Here is a 21,764-nt window from a genome sequence, read left to right on the forward strand (position 1 = left end):
GTTGCGGCCTGCGTCGCTTCTGCAGGGCGGCTGGTGATCTACGTGTAGTGCCTCTGCCGAGCATGGCTCGGCACTACCGCAAGCAACAACCTGCCGGTTTGCCCGGTTTCCCAGCAGAACTCAGCGCGTCGTAATGAACTTCACCTCCACTCGACGATTGGGCAGCAGGCACTCGCGCAGCTTCGCCCCGCTCATGCCGTCGCAGGCTTGCACCTGCTCGCTGTCACCGCGCCATTCGTAGTTGATCAGGTCCGCAGCAATGCCCTTGCTGATCAGGTATTGGCGAACGGTCTGCGCGCGGCGTTCGGACAGGCCTTGGTTGTATTGATCCGTTGGGCCCTTCAGACGATCGGCGTGGCCAATCAGCTGCACGCCGGTAATCTTCCTCTTCTCTTCGCTGGCGCGGCGCAGTGCATCGTCCACAGCGCGCAGTGATTCAGCGCGGATATGCCGCTGGGTATCTTTGTCGAAATCAAACACCACATTGGCGGTAAGCACCGCTTGCTGCGGCGGGACAATCGCCGGTTCCACGTCACACTGGCGCGCCAGTGCCTCGGCGTCGTTGGTCAGGTCTTCGGCGATCTGGATGTATGGCTTTGAGTGGCGCCATTGCTGCTGGTTGAACTCATTGCCCGCATGCACCAGCTCCACTTCGCCACAGGCGACCGCCTGCTGCGCGCATTCAAACCCCGGGGTTCCGTGGATGACGCGCAGACGCTTCCACAGGTCCTCGCGCAAATAGCGTGCATCGTTCACCAACGGGGTATCCGTTGGCAGCGGTGACACGCCCCGCTCCATGCCGTCGATCAGCTTGACCGACTCATCCAATGCCAGCTGCGGGAAGTCACTGCGGTCGTTGCGGCTGTACTCGTGGAAGGATACGTCCAGCCAGCATTGCGCCTTGGACAGGTGGTAGTCGCGTACCGGGCGGCCACCGTCATTGAGCGCCTGGATCCGATCCTGGGCGGCCTGGTAGCGCGAATGATCCGCATACAGCGCTTCGTCGGTGATTCGCGCCTTCTGCGGCAACAGCTCAGTCCGTTGCCCGGCGCTGGGCTGTTGCGCCAACAACGGTGCCGTGCATGCAGCGCTCAGCAGTACTCCAATAATCAGTCGCGTACGACGAGGTGTCATGTCGGGGTCCTCAGGGCTGCGCCGGCTTGCGGTAGCGGTTGTCGTCGCGACGGAAAAGATCTTCGTCGAATTTGAAACGCAGGCGGATGAAGGCGCCTTCGTCGGTGTATTCGTAACCGGCCAGATCCCGGTCCGCCTCGAAGCCGACGAAGTTGTAACCCGCCGACAGCCACAGGTTCTGCCGCAGCAGCCGCCCGATTTCCATGCCGTAGGCGTATTGATTGCTGCCGTAGTCGCCGCGGAAAGTGGTACCGAGCACGCCGATATCCCAGTTCTCGGTGACGTCGTACACGATGCGACCGGACAACAGCACGCCCCGGAAGCTGTCTTCGACACGGCTGCCGTCGTTGTAGGCGAAGCGGTCCTTCTGCCACTTGGCAGCGATGCGACCAGTGAGCCACCACGGCCGCGAAGGATGCCAATCGGCATGGGTGGAGACGATATGCGCCGCAGTGCGGATGTCCTGGCCAACATCCTGCTGCGAGGCGCCATCAATGCCCATGCCGCTCTTGTCCGACTCCAGCTTGTACTCGTATCGGGCCAGCGCGTTGATCCGGTTCCGGTCGGTATCGCGGTAGGCAACACCGAGTTGGAAGCGGTCCTGCATCACATCACCGCGCGATTTGTAGTCGGTGGCCAGCAGGTAGTTGCGGGCAAGCAGGGTCCAGTCACGGTTGAGCTTGCGGGCCCACATCAGCTGGAACAGTGTGGTGTTGAACTCCTCGTTGGTGGCTGGTGTGCTGTCCACATCGCCGGAGATGCGGTACTCCAGGCGCATGGCGCCGCGCCACAGCGGGTTGGCGCTGTAATCCAGACCCAGGGCCAGTGCGGTGGAATCGCCACTGTCGCCGTCATAGATCTTGACGTGCTCGGCAGCAGTGCTCAGGCGCAGGCCTTCGCGCACACTCCAGTCGTTGCGGATGCCCGAGGCCATCTGCACATCGCGCCCGGCAATGGCATCACGCAGGCGGTACTCGCTGAACACCTGGGTGTCCTTGAGGTAGGTGCTGTCGACACCGAACACCAGCGCATCACTTTCGCGATCGGTGGTGGTGATGCCATAGGCGCTGGTCAGGCCGGTCTGCTTCTCGTAGCGGCCGTACAGCCTATTGCGCTCGCGCAGCTGGTAGTCAGCGCCCACGGCGACCCGGTTGCGGTCTTCACCATTGACGTCCTGCTCGTACTCGCCGCCCAGCACCAGCTTGTCGGTGACTTTGTAGCCGGCGCCGACATGCACGCTGTCCGATTCCAGCCTGGTGCCGATCGGCAGGCTGCTGGTAGGTACCGTGCCGCCGCTTCGGATGATCGGAAGGCCGGTGAGCGGATCCAGCGGTTGCTGGCCATAGCCCAGCGCCCCGCCCGCCGATCCGGTGGCAAATCCGCCACTGAGGCCACCGGTACTGCCGAACGGCGGCAGCGTCGACCACGGCGAGTAGGCACCGATGGTCTCGCGGATGCTGCGCACGCCCAGATCCAGCGTCAGCCGTTTGGTCGCATCGATACGCACACCGGCACCGGCCGCATCGCGGTCGCCACCATCAGGATTGCGGTCCTCGCTGCGCATTGCCTCCACGTAGACCTGGAAGCGCGGATTGACCGTCCAGTTCAACTCCAGGTCGTATTCACCACGCCCGCCATACAGCGGCGAGGACGGGTTGTTGAACGCCGGGCCGCTGCGGCCGGCAAACATGCGCGCATCGAAGGCCTTGCCATCGTGGGCGAACTCCAGCCGGTACGCATTGCCACTGATATCACCACTGAGGTTCTGCAGCCCTGGCGTTGCGTACTGGTTGATGGAGTTGGTATTGACCTCGCTTTCGGTACGCGCCGCTTCCAGCACCATCCAGGTATTGGGGCCGAAGCGGAAGCCCAGGTTGGCGCTACCCATCTTGAACGGTGCGAACGGATTCTCGTCCTTTACGTAGGAAGCGCCGGCCTCGATGTACTTGTTGACGCGGAACTGCGCGTCAACGCCATACACCCAGAACTTCTCCGTTCCCTGGTCCAGCTCATACGTCACCCGCAGCGAGATCGGGTTCAACTCGCTGTCGAAAGCGGGCAGGAAGCTGTTGAGCAGGATGCGTCCGGAGAACGGCTCGAAGCTGTAATCAATCAGCCGTCCCAGGCCACGCACATTGATGATGCGGCTGGGCTGGTTGCGATCACGGGTGATCACCTCCACCCGCTCACTGCCCTCCAGCACCGCGCTGTTGCGCAATGCGTACGGGCCACTGCCCTGGCTGGGGAACTCATCGATCACCTGCCGCAGCGAATCCTCCATCGCGAACACGTTGCCGCGCACGCGCTTACCTTCGAAGTGCCAACCGAAGCCAGTCGCGGTACGGTTATAGGTGCCGAGGCTGCGCATCACCGCCTTGCCGCTGGCGCTGATGCCGGTCTGCGTGGTCAGTGTGTCGCCGGTCTGGAAGTCGCCGTACATCATGTAGCTGCGGTTCTTGTCGATACGCACGTACAGGCGCTCGGCCGAGCGTGCATCGAAGCCACGCAGGGAGGAGTCACCATAGACCGGATAGAACTCCTCCGGCTGGATGTCGCGCAGCAGGCGGCCACGCACTTCCTTGTCCGAGTCGTAGGCAGCGGTAAGCAGGTACTCGCCCTTGATCTTGCCCTTGACGAAGAAGGCGGTGCGCGCGGCGGCATTGGCCTTGCCGCTGTTGAAGCTGCGCTCCCAGCGGCGGATATCACGGTCGAAGCCATCATCACGCCGCGCCGTGTCCAAGGTGGCACCGTTGCGGAAGTTGACGACGCCTTCAACCAGACCGGTTGCCAGCAACTCGCGCATCTCCGGCAGGAAACTGACCGTGTTCTCGGCGCTGACGCCACCCGAGGTAATGCGCACCAGCACGTCCTGCGGCACGTCCGGTGCCAGCAGATCGAATTCGGCGCTACCGTTTTCTATCGGTAACTGGATGCCCGGCGTGCCGCGGTCGGCATCCAGACGGCCGGGACCAAGCTCGTCGGTGCGACCACCAACCAAGCGCACCCGGCCACCGCTGTACTCGATGGTGGCAAAGCGCTTGCCCGCCAGCAGCTTGCCATCTGCACCCAACAACTGGACCCGTACATGCACTGGTGACTGGCCATCAGCCGGCACACCGTCGCGGTCTACATCCACCCGCAGCGTGTCCACATCAGCATTGACGCTGTAGTCGACTGTTCCGGACTGCAGGTTGATCGCCTGTGGCCGCGCATCGGTTGAGCCCAGCGACTGTGGATTGGCGATCGGGCTGGAACTCAGTGCGCCGTCAAAACGATGACTGCCTACCAGCGTCGTGACTTCTCCGGCGCTGGGGCCAACCTGCACACTGCCAGCAACCGGAGCCGTCGGCAGGCTGCCATCGCTGGTGGTGGCAACCGACATGGCGCCGGACTGCTCGACCGTAATACCCACACCACGCTGAGCCGGTTCCGGCCGCACGGTGCCACGCGGGGCAACGATGCCCGGCACCTGGTTTGCCGAATCGGTAGCGCCGATGGGTGCACGCAAGGGCTGCGCCTGGAAGCTCAGCGGCAAGCCCGGCAGCTCCGTTTCCGGCGCACCAATTTCACCTTGCGTACGCCGTGCCTTGACCTGCTCCAGTACTTCGTTGGAGCCGCTGCCTTCGATGAAGTCGGCACGGTGCAGCTCGCCGTTCTTCAGGTCAATGAAGAGGCTGTCCGCGTCGCCGAGGTTGCGGTTGCTGCTGGTGATCAGGCGCGAGCCACGCGGCAAGGTGCTGGCGTCCACCTTCAGCGTGTGGCTCTTGGGCGGCAGGCCGCAGTAGCTGTACTTGCCTTCCGAGTCGGACACCATCCATGTGCCGTCGTTGAAGTAGAAGCGCACACCCGGGATGCCGATTTCCTCGCGGTCCTGCAGATGGTTGTTGTTGCTGTCCACGAAGATCTTGCCCAGCACACAGGCCTCATCGGTGAACACGCCACCGGTGACCCGCACGCGGTACTGCGCCGGGTTGGAGGTCACACCGCCCGGGTACGGATACAAGGTTCCCGGGTCGACGCAGCCGCCTTCGGTGGAGCAACCATGCGCCTGCGCGCGGTTGATGCCGTCGCCCTGCATCGCGCCAACGCCAATGCGCACGCGGTAGGTCAGCAATTTCTGCTGGCCCAGGCGGATGCTGCCGACGTTGAACACCAGGCGCGGGCCGGGCTTGCCGAACGGGTCGGCGATACCGCCACCGTCCACCCGCGCGGTGCCGTTGATGTAAGTGAAGCCCGGCGGCAGGTTGTCGATGACATTCACCGTCTGCAGCGGCTCGCCAGCGGTCTGGCGGATGCTGATGGTGTACAGCATCGTGTCGCCGACCTCGACCACCTGCTTGTCACCGGTCTTGCTGATCACCAGACCCGGCGCCACCGCCGGATCCAGAGGCAGATGGTTGTGGACGATATTGGCGGTGGCCGAGCCGGCAAACAGGCCCAGGAAGTACTGGGTGCCGGTGCCAACCGGCGCGGTTGGCGCGGTCGCCTGCGGCTGCACCTTGTAGGTAGTACCCGATATGCCCGGCGGCGACAGGCTGTTGGTTTCAGCAGGGATCAGCGCCGAGCGGAAGGTGTAGCCGGCCGGCGGCGTCACCGTCAGCTGGAACTCGCAGCGGCTGGGCGCAGCCGGCCCCAGCAGGAACTGGTAATAGCCATCGCTGCCGACCGTCATCGAGATCTGATTGCCACTGATGCTGTAGCCGCCCTGCCCGCCATTGAGCACACCGGTGGCCGGGTCATAGCCAGCGCACACGCCGACCGGCGCCAAGGTCACGATCGCGCCCTGCACCGGGTTGCGTGTCACCGCGTCATAGACCAGACCACTAGGATCTACCGGCAGGCTCTGCTGCGGCAGGTTCTCGCCAGCGCGCAGCACGACTTCCAGCTGGGTGATACCGTTGCTGTCGATGCGGCAGGTGCTGCTCGTGCCGTTGGCAATCGCAGTGCCTGAATCACAAGGTGCAGGCGGCCCGGCCGTGGTTTCACCGGTCACCGGGAAGCCCCACAACACGCCGCTCTGCGGGTGACGGAAACGCACATCGAAGCGCGTGCCCGGCAGCAGGTCATTGAAGCGGTAGCTGCCATCAGCGCCGGTGGCGGCGGTACGGATCACCTTGTTGCTGGCCGGGTCGAACAGCTCCACGGTCCAGTTAGGCAAGCGTACGTCGCCGCCGTCGAGCAGCGCATCGTCACTGCCGATATCGAACCAGACCGTACCGGACAGCGAAGCCGCGTCCTGCACCTCGGTCATCACTCGACAAGCGTTCTGGGTGATGGCCGGGTCGCAGATTGGCAGCTGGGTTACATCACCATCAAATGCGCCCTGCTCGGCCGGCGAAGGCGCATGGTCGGCATCTTCGCCACCACCACGCACGATCACCGCGTTATGGATCGGCGATGCCGCTGCGGCTGCAGCGCTCACCGCCACACTCACCGTGATTGCATCGGGCGAGGTGACGCCACTGGCGAGGACTGTGCTGCTGGTGCAGCTGAAGCGGTCGGCACCGGGTGCACCGGTGCAGCTCCAGGCGTTGCCGGTGGGCGTTGCCGCCAGGGTCACACCGGTCGGCAGGCGATCATCCACCTGATAACTGCCAACCGTCGGCTGTGGACCGATATTGCGTACCCGCACCGTGTAGGTGGCCGCGTTGTTGACGGTGAAACGGGTTGGAGCGGCGCTCTTGCTGACCACCAGGTCCGGCGTATCAGCCACCTCGCCGAAATTCTGCACAATGGATATCTGGCCCAAGGTCAGGGTGATGACGCTGATCACCGATGGCAAGGTGGCCACCGACGTGGCAACGCCCATCGATGCACCATTGACGGTGCCCGGCGTGGTGATGCCATTGGTGGTGTCCGCTGGTTGGTTCGGCTCGGTCACGATGTAGGTACCCGGGCGCAGGTCGTCAAACAGATAGGCGCCATCGGCATCGGTGACAACGCTGCGTGGTGTTATCGCTCCACCCGGCAGATCATCGTCACCACTGAGCTGCAGAACCACGTTGGCAATGCCGGACTCGCCAGCGTCAATGATGCCGTTCTTGTTGTTGTCGTAATACACGCGGCCAGCAATGGACGAACTGGCGATCTCACCGAAATTGTTGTCGATGCTGGCTTGGTCGATGGCAAGCACGATGCCACTGATGGTCGACGGGGTCACGCTCACCGCGGTAGCGGTCCCGCCAGTGCTACCAGGTACGGTGATGCCATTGCGGGTACCGGCTGGCTGGTCGGGCTCGCTGACGGTGTAGGTGCCAGGCAGTAGACCGGCGAACCGATACGCACCATTGGCGTCAGTCGATTGGCTCAACGTCACCGTCCTGTTGTCGAGGTCGGTTCCGCTGAGTTGGATATCCACCCCGGCAATGCCGGTCTCTCCGCTATCGATGGCGCCGTTGTTGTTGGCATCCAGCCACACCTTGCCGGCCAGGGAGCTGCCTGTCGGCTCCTCACCGAAGTTGAAATTCAGGCCTTCGCTGGCACCTATGCCCACGCTGAGATTGATCTGACTGATGCGGTCCGTGGTGTTGGGATCGCCCGCCACCGCGGTTCCGGGTACGCAACCGCTGATGCATGCCGCACCATTGACGGTACCGGGGTTGACCGCTGTCGCCCGGTTCCGGTACATGCCTGCAGGCAGTGGTTCGCGCAGGGTGTAGATGCGACCGGGATCCAGGCCGATGAACTGATAAGCGCCCGTCGCATCGGTCGTGGTGGTCTGCAGTACGGCCGAGGTAGCAGCATCAAGCAGCTCTACCGTTGCGCCAACAATCGGCGGGTCACTGCCGACGGTGCGCACATTGTTGAAGTCGGCATCCACATAGACAAAGCCGGCGAGCCTTGCGTTGATCAACTCGGGGAAGTTGTAGCGCACGCCACTGCTGTCTACCGGCACCATAATCGTGCTGTAGCTGGAATTCGGCGCACCTGCGGCATACACGCCGCCGAATGAAGGCGCATCCGGCCCGCTGCTTGGCGGGTCCACCGGACCATTGGCAAAGCCCGCCGGCTGCGTCTGCAAGATGCTGTAGCCCCTTGCATTGGAAGGCGAGAGATTCCCAAAGCTGTAGTCCCCATTGGCATCGGTGGTCGTACTGAGATTGACCGGATTGTCATATTCATCGGTACCACTCAGGCCCAGCGTGACGCCGCCGATCCGCGGCTCCACCGCGGCGGCTTGGGGGACACCGCCATTGCTGCCACTGCGGTCACGGTCCTGGAATACCGTGCCGACCAACGTGGATGCAGTGACGTTGATCGGCGCGGTGGCAGTGTTGTTACCCGCATTGGTGTCCACCTGCTCGGTGCCCACTGCCACCGTATTGATCGCATTGCCCCCGGGCGGCATCACATCCCAACGCACGGGAATGATCACCCGCACGCGGCCATGGTTTGCCCCCTCGGAGGTCACGTCGCCGACATTGCAGGTGACATTCTGCCCACTCTGGCTGCAATTTCCGCTGCCATTGGGTTGGTCGTCAAGCAGAGTCGCGATATCCGGGCCAACTTTCTGCCAGCTGATTGGCGTCCCGGTAACCACCATGTTCGGGGGCAAGGTATCGGTGATCACCGTACCGGTGCCATTGAGCGGGCTGGTGCCGGTGCGGTCACGCGACAAGCTGTTGCCGGGGCCGTTGTTCTCTACCTCGAACACCCAGAAGAACGGCTCGCGGATCGATACCGAGCTCAGCACCGGCGGCAACGCCATGCCCGGATCAGGACTGGGCGGAGTGAGCCTTGATACGGCACGTTTGCTGATCGCAAGGTCTACCTTGCTGCGGATGGCGGTGGTTTCACCCTCGGTGTTGTTGCTCAGATTGGCTTCGGGTTCGGCCCCGCTTGCCACTGCCTCGTTGTTGATCGTGTCACCGCCGGCACCGGGCTGCGACAGGTATTGATAACGCAGGTACAACGTTGAGGTTGCACCAACGTCAATCACGCCTTGCACCTGATTGTCCGGAAAGCCAGCTCCCGGCACTTCACACTTCACCGTCAGCGCGCTGCCCGTGGTCGGGTTATTGCCAACAGTCAGCGGACAACGAACCGTGCTGAACGGTCCGCCCGGGTCCGGCGAGCTGCCCAGAAAAAGTAGTGTCTTATTTGCTTCGGGGGTGATGGTGTCGGTGATGCTCACGCTGCTGGCCACTGACGGCCCCAGGTTCTGCACGGTTACCCGGTAAGTGATGAGGTTTGCGTTGGGATCGTTGGGATCATAGGGCAAGGGATCAACGCCACCGGTAAACCCGGTGTCGTCCTTGTTCACGACCAGCTCGATCGCACCTTCGCCTACCCTCAACTCAGCGGACTTCTGATCATCCTGAGCGGTGGCGATGGTGTTGTACTCGTACTCGCCATTGGAATCGACGCCACCGCTTTGATCTGAGATGCCGTCTTTATTGATATCAAAGAAGAAGTCCGCGGTGTTGGTATACGCACGCAAACCACCTCCGACGATGGGATCATCCAATGGCCGGATCACAACCGTCATTGTGTGCTGCTGGCCACCAGGCATGTCCAGTGGCGTACAGGTCAATACCAGCGTGCCCGACGCTGCCCCTTTCGTGGACACGTTCAGCAGGCCACCACTACCCGGCGAAAGCGTCACGCCGCCGGTGGCGGTGGGAACGCAAAGCGTGGTGCCACCACCACTGCGAGTATCGTTGACCAGGGTAAAACCCGGATCGTCCGCACGCAGATCGATCACGTCGCGGAACACCACGCCTGGTGCCAGCGAAGGACCATCATTGAGATACTCGATGCGGTAGGTTGTATTGACACCTACCTCACCCGGATCACCAGCCGTGATCCTCTTGGCCTCGGTCTTCACATTGGAGACGCGCGGTACCCGCACGTAGTCCGAGCCGGTGTTGTTGCCCGGATTGATCTCGCCGGCCGCACCCGACACCGTGGGGTCGATCCCTGCACCGGCGGTATTGCACCAAGCCCCTGGCGGTGACAAGACGCCACCGCAGTTTGCGGCCGCATTGGACGCGCTGTCAGCCAATGGGCCGGTCAGATTCACCACGATGTCCACAGGCGTGTTCGCAAGCAACGGCGTAGCCCCGGATTCGCAGTGCAAGGTTCCTGAGGCACTCACCGGCAAACAGTTCCAACCAGGCGGAGCTACCGCAGCAGCCTGGGTCCGGCCCTGCAGGAAGCCCGGTAGCGTGTCCTCGACCACCACACCGCGGGTGGCGTCCGGGCCGGCATTGCGCACGGTGATGGTGTAACTCATGCCGGTGTAGCCGATCGGCAAGGTGTTGTCGACCTCACCCACACCATTGGTGCGCTTTTCAATACTCAGGTCCGCACGCAGTGGTGAAGGCGTGATGCCGGCACCGCTGCAGTTGTTGCTGCCATTCGGATCGCCCAAGCCACTGCCGGTGCCCGGCCCTATCGAACCGCCCTCACCGCCGGTGCAGGCGGTGTTGGTCAGGTCGGTACCGTTAGCCTCGGGGTGGGCGAAGCTCAGCAGTTTCAGTGGCGCTGCGCTCTGCCCCATCGTCAGCGGATAGGGGCCATCGAAGTTGCAGGTCACGGTCTGACGTGAGGGCGGCGGCGCATACGCGGTGGCCGTGCAGGTCCATGGCGTGGTACTGGAAGGAAAGTACTCTTCGCCTGGAGCAAGTACGTCGACGACCTGCACGTCGCTGTCTGCGTTCGCCGGGCCCTGGTTCTCTACATTGATGGTGGAGGTGATGATGTAGCCGCTGCCTGCTGGCGGCAGTCCCGGGCCTGGCCAAATGGGAACCAGCTTCGGCGCCTTGTCCTTGCTCAAACTCAAGTCGGCACCATTGGGCAGCACCGTGAAATTGGCGGTCCCATTATTGTTGCTGCTGTTCGGGTCAGGCAGGCTGCCGCTGACCGTCGCGGTATTGGTGATCGGCCCGCTGCTACCTGGGCCGGTCAGCGGCACACGGGCAACAATCGTGAAGGTTGCGCTGGCACCAACCGCCAGTGTGGCCGGAGCAGGCAGCGAGCAACCGTGCGCCGTGGCCGGGCCGTTGGTGGCGCAAGCCCACCCCGCGGCGTTGTTTGTACTTTCGATCAGAAACCCGGCCGGCATCGGATCGCTCCACGCTACGTTTTCGGCAGGGCTGGGTCCGTTGTTGGTCACGGTAACGGTGAAGGTGATCAATTCACCCGGCAGGCCTGGCACGGGCGATGCGGTCTTGCCGATTGCCAGGTCGGCACCGGCTGCAATAGTTACCGCAACATCATCGTTATTGTTGCCGGGATTGGGGTCGGGTGTTCCCACCGCGTTGACGGTAGCGGTGTTCACCACGCTGCCACTTGCAACCTCCACTTTGCCCCTGAACGTATAGCTCGCGCTCTGGCCTACGCCAAGCGGGCCGGCATGGGTGCCGTTCTGACCGACAAACGTCCAACCACCAGTCACACTCTGCGCGCTGCCGGGTACAAAGGTGACGCCGCTTGGCAGCGCGTCCGCCACGTTGAAGTTGGTGGAGATGCTGGGCCCATTGTTGGAGACGGTGATGGTGTAGGTCACTTCGGCGCCGGCCACTACCGGATCAGGCGTGGCGGTCTTGTTCATGCTCAGATCGCCGGCCTGTATCAATGTGGTGTTCTGTGTTGCCCGATTGTCGTTGAGGTTGGGGTCGCCGAGGAAGAACGGATCGTTCGCGGGCACGTTGGCAAGCGGAGTACCGGCGGCCGGTGCAGGCTGGCGCCCGACCGCTGCGGTGATACCGATGGTAGAGGGCCCCAGGCCTGCGGTGCTTACCTGCAGGTCGATGGCAAACGAATCATCGGTGGAGCCATCATTGGAGAGCGGACGAGGAATGACGCAGACCACACGTGTACTGACAACAGGGTCGACACTGCAGAACGCGGGCAGGTTGATTGCGGTTGTCCCGGCCGGAATATCAAACGCAGCAACAGCGTTGGATACTGGCCCGGGGCCACCGTTGTGGATGGTCAACTTGTAGTCGATGACACCACCAGCAGGTATCGGATCAGTCGCCTCCGAGAGACTGACGATTTCCAGGTTTGCCGCAGCAACCACCGGCATCCAGCCCAGCAGCAATAGCAGGAGCATTGGACCGAGAAGATATCTGACCCAATGGCGTGCAACACCATCCGGCTGTACCGCAGCACCTGCCCCAAGCAACTGCGACATCTCATCTCTCCAGAACTTCCACCACACGAAGGAATTCGCAGCACATCTCAGCAATGTGCCAACACCAACACGTCATGAACGATCTACAGCCCACGGCACTTCACTCGACAGTGATGCCGCGTCCCCAATCTTGATGAGCCTGAATGCCCGGCGAGAGTTGCATTGGGCTGCGTGATAGCAATGTCAAATTTGCTTGCATTCAACTGCATGAATGCATGGTCGACTGCCCTGTTGAGAACGCGATACGCATTCAGCTTTTTTGTACAGCAAAAGTTCGATTGACGAAGCAGTTTCACTACTGAAACTACGATTACTTACATCACCTTGCTTCGCCTTTTCCAACTAATGAAACCGTACGCATCCACCAGTGCGCGCGAATGTGGAAACACCCGGTATAACCGCTTCCAGCGCTTGCGCCAACGGAAGAATCCGCCAGCCGACGCCAAGCAAGAAGCGACACCACACAGCTGTTGGGCGACATCAGCAGGCACGACGACATGGCGCCAACTGCCACGGAAAATTCAAGACTGAAAATTGCGATTCCTGATGACGCCTCTTTACCGCCGTGAACTACTCCTTTGAAAATCTGACTACTCTCAGTCCTAAATTTCTCCGGATTGGCCGGTGTCACGCGTCCCTCGCGCGCAAAATTCAGGGGCAAGATCGCCAATGCCGCCCTCCGGCCAGCACGTTTCGGCTATCGCACAGCACCTGACACCCGTGACCGGCGAGCACACAACCTGCCGGTGTCGCCGCAGGCAAGCCACCGCTGCAGAGCCTCAGCACAACCCGAAGATCCGCCCGCTCTGGTTCCGCCTGCTAACCTTGACGGTCATGAATGCCTCCCCTGCCCCGCTTTCCGCTGCGCACAACAGTTGCCCGCTGCCGCTGCCCGCAATAGCTGCCGGTATGTGCATCGGACTGTCGCGGGCGGGGCCCCACAACCCAGTCGGTGGTCTCCATCGCACCGCACGGACCATCAGCCCGGCCAAGCGCGACACCAGCCCCCTCATCCGCCACGTCTGATTCCCCCCGCAGCACAGCACTGCACTACCGCCTGGACGATCTCCACATCGATGTGGCACGCCAGCGCGTGCTACGCGACGGCCAACTACTGGATGTCTCCGGGCTCAGCTTCCGCCTGTTGCATTACCTGTTGACCCAGGGCACCCAGGTGGTTGGGTTTGACGCCTTGATCGCCAGCATCTGGGCGCCAGCCGTCGTCAACGAAGAAACCGTCACCCAGCGGGTAAGACTGTTGCGGCAGGCGCTGGGGGATGACGGCAGGCAAGCGCGTTACCTGCGCTCGGTGCGTGGCCAGGGCTACCAGCTGTGCAGCGAACCCGTTGTCGAGGTGCCTACGGCAGTACCCACTTCGGCAGCGAACCCCAAGCGCCGCTGGATCATGCCCACGGCTGCGCTGCTGTTGCTGGTCGCGGCCGGCATTCTCTACCGACAATGGCCAAGCACGGAGACAGCCGCCGTTTCACCACTACTGCAGCGTGCCGACTACTACGCCAGCATCGGCCAGCGCGACAACAACGAACGTGCCATCGCGCTGTATCGGCAACATCTGCAGGAAGCACCCGATGACGTGCAGGCACAACTCGGCATTGCCCGCGCACAGGCCGCGCGCGCCTGCCTGTACAGCGGCAGCAGCGAGGATGCCAAGCAGGCATTGCAGCTGGCACAGGCAGTGATCACGCGCCAGCCGAAACTGGCGGCTGCGCATGCGGCGCTGGGCTATGCCCACGATTGCCGTGGTGAGGTTGAAGCGGCGTTGGCCGCCTATGAGCGTGCGGTGCAGCTGGACCCGGGCGCTGATGCCAGCCGCGCATCGGCGGCCTATCTGTACGCGCGCCAAGGCCGCTTGAGTGATGCGTTGGCCGCAAATCTGGCGGTACGCGCACCCGAGCGTGTGCGCTTCTGGGAGCTGCAGGTCGCGTCCAATCTCGATCTACTGGGTTATTCCGCTGCGGCGGAGGCACGTTACCGGCGCAGCTTCCTGCTGTATCCGGACAACGTATTCTCCAACATCGCCTGGCCAACATTTCTCTTTGAGCACAGCCGCTTCGGCGAAGCGCAGGCAGCGCTGGATGAGGCCTTTTCCCGCCGTACCGAACATGCCTCCCTGCATCTGCTGTCCGCCGAGCTGGCTCTGCAGCGCGGTGATGTCACTGGCGCGCAAACTGCGGTGCAACGTGCGCAGGCACTGAAGCCAGAGGCCAGCTGGCCAACCACGTTCGCCTGGATCATCGGCACCGGGCCCAAGCAGACGTCAGAGCAACTGCTGGCGCGTTCGGCAGCGTTGCAGGCCGGGCTTGCACAAGGCAGCGATCCGTCCGATGGAATCGAAGCCGGCTTGCTGGCTGATCTGGCAGGCGACCACCACGCCGCGTTGGTGGCATTGCAGGCGGCAGTAGCCTCCGGTTACCGCAACGGCGGCTACCTGCAGGTGTCACCGCTGTTTGCCGGGCTTCGCAAGGATTCCGGCTTCACCCCGCTGCTGCAATCGATGGAAGCAGCCGTGGCCGCCGACCGGGCGCGGGTCATCGCTTCCGGTCAGCTGCCAGCCGATGCGCAGGCGGTTACGGTAGCGCGCTGAGGATGTAGTCCTGCAGCAGCTTCTGGGTTTCCTGGTGCATGCCGCGCTGGTTGAAGCGGGTCCGTGTCACCACAACCACCAGTTGCTTCTCCGGCACCACGAACACCGCATTGCCACCATTGCCAGACATCGCCCAGGCATGCACCTGCTTGCCACCGGCAGTGAACGGGAAACGCCAGATCTGGTAGCCGTAGTCGGCATCGAACGGCGTCTGCGCATGCACCTTGGTCATTGCCCGGGTCCAGGCAGCGGGCAGCACCTGCTGGCCCTTCCAGCGCCCGCCGTCGATGATCAGCTGACCGAGCTTGGCCAGGTCGCGACTGCGGTACTCGGTGCCACCACCGCCCATGCCAACGCCCTCGGATGAGCGGCTCCAGACCGACTTGTCGATTCCCAACGGCCGCTCCAGTACCTCGGCGGCGAAGCGCTGCAAGGGCATGCCGCTGGCCCGCTCGACAATGGCACCGAGCATGAAGGAATTGGCCGTGCAGTAGGCGAAGGCGCGCCCGTGCGGGCTGTCTGCCGGTCGTTTGTTCCACGACGCATAGCCGCGCTCCGGCAGGTCGAGAGCGAAGCCGGTCCAGTCGGCACTGACATACATGCGCTCCTCATGCCCGGCGGAGTACTCGTTGTTGTCATCGCACTCCCACTGCGCGCTCATCGTCAGCAGGTCTTCGACCGTGATCGCGTTCTTGAACGCACCCGGATGGGCCGGCGTGCGCTCCGGGAAGAAACCTAGCACCGGCGCGCTGACCCCGCTGATCAGGCCGCGGTCGATGGCTGCGCCGACCAGCATCGCGGTCACGCTCTTGGTCAGCGAGCGGGTGTTGTGCAGTGTGCTGCGGTCGGCACCGTTGAAGTAGGCCTCATGCACCAGCGCGCCCCGGTGCACCACCAGCACGCTGGTCGTATCCGGCGCCTGGCCGCTGGTGATGGCGGCGTCCAAGGCGCTGAAGCGGGTGGCATCCAGACCGTGCGTGGCGGGGGCGGCGAGCGTCCAGTCATCGTTGGCAGGCTGCGGCGCGGCGACGACAGAGCCCGTGCTCAGCAGCAGGGCGGCAAACAGAGGAAGGCGGATCAGCAATGACATCAAAGTGCTCCGTAAGTGGAGCCTCCAGTCGAACATTGCCCCGGATGAAGCGCCTGATGCCTGGATGAAGATTTATGAAGTCGTTCGCGATCAATAACTTGGCACAAAAATGCTGCGACAGCGGTTCTTTGGTTTTGTGGGAGCGGCGTAAGCCGCGAAGCCGACGGTGGCCGAACAACTGCTCCCTGCCATCTGAACATGTGCTTGCTTCGCGGTTTACACCGCTCCCACAAAGGTCCGAAAGCCGGGGCCAGCGTAGGGCTTCAAAGAAGCCCCACCCTGACCCCGGCTTTGCCCTTCAGTTACAGCGCAGACCGGTCAGTGATGAACACCGGCAGCGGCACATCCAGCACTTCGGCACTCAGTCCGCGCCCGGCCAGGAACCCGGCGATGTTGTCGGCGATGGCGGGATTACCCACCCACATTTCGTTGTCATGGCTGGCGCTGCGCACCAGCAGCTCTTTGCCCTTGCTGAAACCGGGCAGCAACGCCTGGGCATTGGCATGCGGGGTGCGCCCGTCCAGCGTGCCGCTGATGAACAGCACCGGCACGTCGCTGCGCAGTGGCGCACGGAAGGCCTCACCCAGGTCCAGCATGCCCAGGCCATCAGCAACTTCCGGGAACGGGAAGTTCAAGGCATCGCCGAGCAGACTTTGCCGGGCCTGCGCCGCCGCCAATGCGCGCCGCTGCGGGCTCTGCCCGGAGGCCACATCCATCGCCGTCGGCATGGCGCGCCAGCCGCCCAGGCCCTCGCGCACCATCAAGGCGATGGCGCCGAGCAGGTCATAGTTGCCAGCCTCGGCCTCACGCAGTGCCAGCGGCAGCATGCGCTGGGTGGAGCGGCGGCCGAGGGCGATCGCTATCGCCATCTGCGCATCGAACTCACCGATGGTCACCGTCCTGCCCTTATGCATCGGGCTGCTGCCCTGCCCCGGCTGCTCGCGCAATTTGGCCAACACACGCTGTGCCGAACCCTGCAGATCCTCGAAGCCGTCCTTCTTGGCGATGACTGCCAGATCAGCCAACAAGGCATCACCGGCCAACGGCAGCTTGAGCGTGTCGTCCGGGCCCTCGCTGCCCATCAACACCACGCGCTCCAAGCTGTCCGGGTGGCGGCGCACGGTGGCCAGTGCCAGATGCGTGCCATAGCTCATGCCCCACAGACTCAGTTTGGGCAGCGCCATCGCCTTGCGCAGGTACTCGATATCGTCGGCGCTCTCGGCGGTGGTGTAGGCGCCCATATCGACCCCGGCGTCTTTCCAGAAGGTCAGGCAGCTGGCCAGTGCGGCCTTTATTCCGACCAGGGCCGCGTCACGCTGCAGCGGCTGGGCGTCGTCGAACTTCTGCTCGTGCGGGCATTCCGGCGGCATCTCGGAGAAGTCGGTACCGCGCTGATCAAGCAGCAGCACATCGGTCTCGCGGCGAACCCGGTCGAATACCGGCCAACGCGGGCCCAATGCGGTCCCAAAGCCAGAGCCACCGGGGCCACCGGCCAGATAGACCACCGGGGCAGCGCTGCGATTGCCGCCGGTCGCCGGCAGACGCACCACACGCAGGCGGATACGCGGCCCGTTCGGCTCACTGTGGCGACGCGGAACTTCGAGGAAAGCCTCTTCGGTGGCGATGGTGCCGTTGTTCTTGGTCTGCATTGCATAGGGTGCAAACACCAGCGGCGCAACCGAGTCCTTGGCCAGCGCCGGCGAGGCGCAGACCAGGGCCAGGCACAGCGCCAACAGGCGACCGCCACGTCCCAGCTTCCCCTTGCCGGTCACAAGCACTCCGCCAGCGTCGCGTTGATGCCCAGCGACAAGCGAGGCGTTTGAAGGAGCCGCCAACGACTGCAGGCAAGGACGGCGGGCACTGGAAACGAACAGAGAGTTGTTGGACATGGTGGGCTCCGACTAGGTGGGTGTGGCCGTGGCACCGACAACCCGGAAAACCTCCCGTTGCCTCGCCACGGAGCCAGCATCCCTCCCTCAACGGCACTTGCGGGGCGCGCGTCCGCCGAACAGCTCCAACTCACCGCCCAGCGTCTCCGCGCAGCCGATACGATAGGCCCATGCCGATCCTACGAATCCTGAGCGTACTGGCCGTGCTGGTCTTCGCGGTCGCCGCGTGGCTGGCTGTGCTGCTGCGCGACGTCAACAGCGTGCAAGTGCTGAGCGGAGAGATGGCGCCCGCCAGCATCACCGCTGCTGGCGGCTTGCCGACCTCGCCGCCTGCGGACATCAGCTGGCAGCCAATCGATCAACAAGCGCTGGCCAGCTGGCGCGGCCCGTACTGGCTGCGCTGGCAATCGCCCGCGTCCACCCAGCCTGACGATGGCGGCCGCGCCCTGCGCCTGTCGCTACGTGGCGCCAGCCAGCTCTACTGGAACGGCCAGCCGATGCAGGGCAACGGCGTCGTCGGCACCAGCGCCGCGCAGGAGCAGCCGGGCCAGGTCGACATCACCCGCGTACTTCCGCCTTCCTCGCCCACGGGTACCGACGAACTGCTGGTGCTCGCCTCCAGCCACCACCAGCAGTTCGGTCTGTACAGCGCCGATGCCCTGGTTGCGGTGGCGCCGGCCGTGGTGTTGTACCAGCGCATGGTCCTGCCCTGGTTGATCGCGGCCCTCGCCACCGGCGCACTCGCAGCAGCCTGTCTGTACTTCCTTGCGCTACAGCACGGTCGGCCGCAGATGCCTGGCGGGCGACTGCTGCTCGCGCTGTGCGCGGTCGGGATTGCACTGCCGGTGGTCGAAGGCTGGCGACCGTTGCTCGGCTACCCCTATCCATGGCACGGCCTGCGCCTGTATGCGCTGCTGGCCTTGCACGTGGCAGCGGCCATGCTGCTGCCTGCCTATCTTGCCCGACGCTACGGCGTTGCCGTTCCCAAGGGCCTGGGCATCGCCTACGCGGCCGCACTGGTGATGACGGCCGTGCTGCTGCCCAGCTTCGATATCCGCTCGGCGGTAGCACTGCTGCTGAGTCTGCTGGCCTCGTCTGCGCTGCTGCTGCGGGCCCATGGTGAGCGCGAAGAACGCTGGCCGATCCTGGCCCTGCTGGTCGCCGGGGTACTGGCCTTGCTGTTTGCGCCCGGGGCCTTCCTCGATGGCCCCTACTTCCTGCTGCTCGCGGTGCTGATGGGCTTCCTGCTGCTCTGCCATGCCGCACAGGTGCGAGCGCTGGACCTGCACAACGCACGTCTGCGCGAAGAGCGGGCAAACCTGTCGCTGCAGCTGTTGCAGCGTGGCATCCAGCCACATTGGCTGATGAACACGCTCACCTGCCTGCAGGAACTGATCGAACAAGCCCCGACAAAGGCAAGCCGCCTGGTCGAATCGCTGGCCGAGCAGTTCGACCGTCTGCGCGAGAGCAGCAGCCGCCAGAGCGTTCCGCTCAGCGAAGAGCTGGCCCTGTGCCGCAACCATCTGGATATCGTCGGCCAAGCCCTGGATCAAACCATGGTGCTGGAAGTCGACGCCAACGACCTGCAGCTGTCGCTGCCACCCGGCGTGCTGCATGCACAGGTCGAGAATGCCTTGACCCACGCTGGCGCGGTGGCCTGCGCGCAACGACCGTTCCGCCTGCGCGTGCAGCGCGAGAACCAGCATTGGGTTCTGGAGCTGCGCAGCGCACGCGGCTCCGCACCCCACCGCGGTCAGGGCACCGGCACCCGCTATATCGAGGCCAGCCTGGCCGCCTCCCATCCCAACCGCTGGCACTACAGCCAAGGCGCCGATGGCGCCGACTGGTGCAGCCGCATCGAGCTCACATGCGCATATTGATCGTCGAAGATGAACCGCTGGTCCGCCAGCGCCTGTTGCGCCTGTGTGCGGAAATCGCGGGCACGCGTGCGCGCTTCGATGCCGTCGCCGATCTGGATGCAGCCGGTGACCGGTTGCAGCGCAGCGTCTACGACGGTCTGCTGCTCGACCTCAACCTCGGCGGCGAAGATGGCTTTGACCTGCTGCGCCGCGCCGTCGCCGGCCGTTATCACTGCGTGGTCGTATCGGCCCATCGCGAGCGCGCCCTGCAGGCCTTCGAGCATGGCGTGCTGGATTTCGTGCCCAAGCCCTTCTCGCGCGAGCGGCTTGGCCAGGCACTGGAACGCCTGCTCGATGTTGGCCGCTACAGCTCAGGCCGCGCACGCTACCTGGGCATCTGGCGCGCGCAGGGCACGGCACTTGTCGAACTGGCCGATGTGCAGTGGATCCGCGCCGACGGCGACTACAGCGAGTTGCGCATGCGCGACGGGCGCAGTGAGCTGCACGACAAATCCCTGGCCGGGCTGAGCGCGGTGCTGCCGCCGGACTTCATCCGCTGCCACCGTTCCTATCTGGTCAACCTGCGCCACATCAGCACCTTGCATTCCGGTAGCGGTAGTCGCTACTGGCTGGTGCTCAATGGCGGCGCGGAGCTGCCGGTCGGCCGCGCTCATGTGGCCGGCCTGCGGCAGGCACTCGCGCTTGAGTGAACCAACCGACTCATCGAAGTGAGCAGACTCCATAGTCCCGGGTAAGCGCAGCGTACCCGGGAGCTTGCAGAGCGTCATCAAACCGCGTGCCCATGCAATCTCTGCAACAAGCACATCAACGCCATATCCGACTCAACGATCCCGGGTGCGCTGCGCTTACCCGGGCTACATGGTTCCGCTGAAGAGCCAGGTCCGCTCGATCAGGGTGCCTGGCGATGGAATCCCCGGCGCCTGCTCAAGGGCGCGGGGTCGTTGAACGCGCCTTGCTCAACGCGTCCTCAAAACTCTCCTTGTGCTCATCCACCAGCCGCGCAAGCAGGCCGGGGTCCACAAATGCATCCTCATCGCCATCAGCGCGTTGCGCCTGCCGCTCAAGGATGCCGGTGGTATCGGGATGGCCGCTCAGGACGATGTCCGCCTGCATCTCGCCAAGCTTTGCAAACGTCGCGCGGAAGTCTTCGGCGATCGTCGGATAGCTGCGATTCCCAACCAGCGTATTACCGGCGACGGTAATGCTGCACAGGAACAACACCTCGCGCGGCGTGCCACGGTCATTCACGGTCATGCTCCAGCTGGTGCAACCGGCGGTGTGCCCCGGGGTGAGATGCGCAGTCAGCTCGACGTCACCAAGCCGCATCTTCTGTCCATCGCTGACGATCTCATCCAGCTTGATCGGATCGAAGGGCTGGATGCCGTAGTTGTTGTCGCCCTGGTTCCTGCCGTTCTCAAGCGCCCAGCGGTCGCCAGCACTGGCGGCATAGCGCGCACCGGTGTCCCGCTTGAGTGTCGCCATCGCGCCAACATGATCGGCGTGCGCGTGGCTGCTGAGCAGCAACCGCACATCATGCAGCGGCACACCCAGGCTTTCGATGTTGCGTTCAATCTGATCCGCATTGGCAGCAAACGGAGCGTCGAGCAGGATCGCACCCTGCTCCGACACGATCAGGTATGCCGCCAGTCCCTCGCTGCCTACGTAATAGATGTTGTCGACGATATGAAATGGTTTGATCGGTGTCGTCCAGTCCGCGGGCGGTCCAGCCCATGCAGCCGACGACGCCGCTCCGGCAAGCACCATCGCCGCCACCTGCAATTTCCTGCAAATTCCCTGCTTCTGCGTCATTTCTGCGCCTTGTCCAATACGTGCAGGAACTGTGCGCCGTAGAGGAAATTGCGACAAATGCGTAGAACTGGGTCGAGGCATGAATTTTTCTGGGCCTTCGCGGCCACCTGCAGCCAGGCCTGCACGATACGCGCCAAGCACCTCGCCATCCGGCAATGAACGGCCGGCGTTCGCAGCGCACCGTAATTGCGATTCTCCGGTCTGCAATTTTTACGGT

The 21,764-nt window shown here is 63.7% G+C and carries 10 protein-coding genes; 3 read left to right on the plus strand and 7 right to left on the minus strand.

Annotated features, from left to right (window positions below):
• Positions 1-120 precede the first annotated feature (120 nt).
• The 3 genes from ACVOLL_RS04260 to ACVOLL_RS04270 all read right to left on the minus strand — a co-directional run bounded on the left by ACVOLL_RS04260 (position 121) and on the right by ACVOLL_RS04270 (position 12,944).
• Positions 121-1,134, minus strand: coding sequence for an OmpA family protein (locus ACVOLL_RS04260; RefSeq protein WP_481511748.1), 1,014 nt, complete (start codon positions 1,132-1,134; stop codon positions 121-123).
• A 10-nt stretch (positions 1,135-1,144) separates the two neighbouring features.
• A complete protein-coding gene (locus ACVOLL_RS04265) occupies positions 1,145-12,274 on the minus strand; it encodes an SdrD B-like domain-containing protein (protein ID WP_481511749.1) in 11,130 nt (3,709 codons plus the stop codon).
• 319 nt (positions 12,275-12,593) lie between these two features.
• A complete protein-coding gene (locus tag ACVOLL_RS04270; RefSeq protein WP_481511750.1) occupies positions 12,594-12,944 on the minus strand; it encodes a hypothetical protein in 351 nt (116 codons plus the stop codon).
• Between the two features lie 408 nt (positions 12,945-13,352).
• On the opposite strand from ACVOLL_RS04270, the gene ACVOLL_RS04275 reads away from it, so the two are divergent.
• Positions 13,353-14,879: a winged helix-turn-helix domain-containing protein gene (locus ACVOLL_RS04275; protein ID WP_481511751.1), complete on the plus strand. Its 1,527-nt coding sequence runs from the start codon at positions 13,353-13,355 to the stop codon at positions 14,877-14,879.
• Here the strand turns inward: ACVOLL_RS04275 and ACVOLL_RS04280 are convergent.
• Entirely contained in the window at positions 14,863-15,969 is a 1,107-nt protein-coding gene (locus ACVOLL_RS04280) for a serine hydrolase domain-containing protein (protein WP_481511752.1), read from the minus strand. The genes ACVOLL_RS04275 and ACVOLL_RS04280 overlap by 17 nt on opposite strands.
• Before the next feature lie 302 nt (positions 15,970-16,271).
• Positions 16,272-17,858: an alpha/beta fold hydrolase gene (locus ACVOLL_RS04285; protein WP_481511753.1), complete on the minus strand. Its 1,587-nt coding sequence runs from the start codon at positions 17,856-17,858 to the stop codon at positions 16,272-16,274.
• Between the two features lie 170 nt (positions 17,859-18,028).
• Here ACVOLL_RS04285 and ACVOLL_RS04290 point away from each other — a divergent pair, with 170 nt between their 5' ends.
• Both ACVOLL_RS04290 and ACVOLL_RS04295 read left to right on the plus strand, forming a co-directional pair.
• Entirely contained in the window at positions 18,029-19,738 is a 1,710-nt protein-coding gene (locus tag ACVOLL_RS04290) for a histidine kinase (protein WP_481511754.1), read from the plus strand.
• Positions 19,726-20,427 carry a LytR/AlgR family response regulator transcription factor gene (locus tag ACVOLL_RS04295; RefSeq protein WP_481511755.1) on the plus strand — a complete coding sequence of 234 codons (702 nt, stop codon included), beginning with the start codon at positions 19,726-19,728 and terminating at the stop codon, positions 20,425-20,427. Before ACVOLL_RS04290 ends, ACVOLL_RS04295 begins: the two co-directional genes overlap by 13 nt.
• Before the next feature lie 235 nt (positions 20,428-20,662).
• On the opposite strand, the gene bla is transcribed toward ACVOLL_RS04295, so the two are convergent.
• The gene (bla, locus tag ACVOLL_RS04300) at positions 20,663-21,547 is read right to left on the minus strand and encodes a subclass B3 metallo-beta-lactamase (RefSeq protein WP_481511756.1); all 885 of its coding nucleotides are present in this window, start codon (positions 21,545-21,547) and stop codon (positions 20,663-20,665) included.
• Positions 21,544-21,684: a hypothetical protein gene (locus tag ACVOLL_RS04305; protein WP_481511757.1), complete on the minus strand. Its 141-nt coding sequence runs from the start codon at positions 21,682-21,684 to the stop codon at positions 21,544-21,546. The genes bla and ACVOLL_RS04305 overlap by 4 nt, the downstream gene beginning before the upstream one ends.
• Positions 21,685-21,764: the final 80 nt, after the last annotated feature.

The sequence above is a fragment of the Stenotrophomonas sp. STEN035 genome (assembly GCF_056759935.1).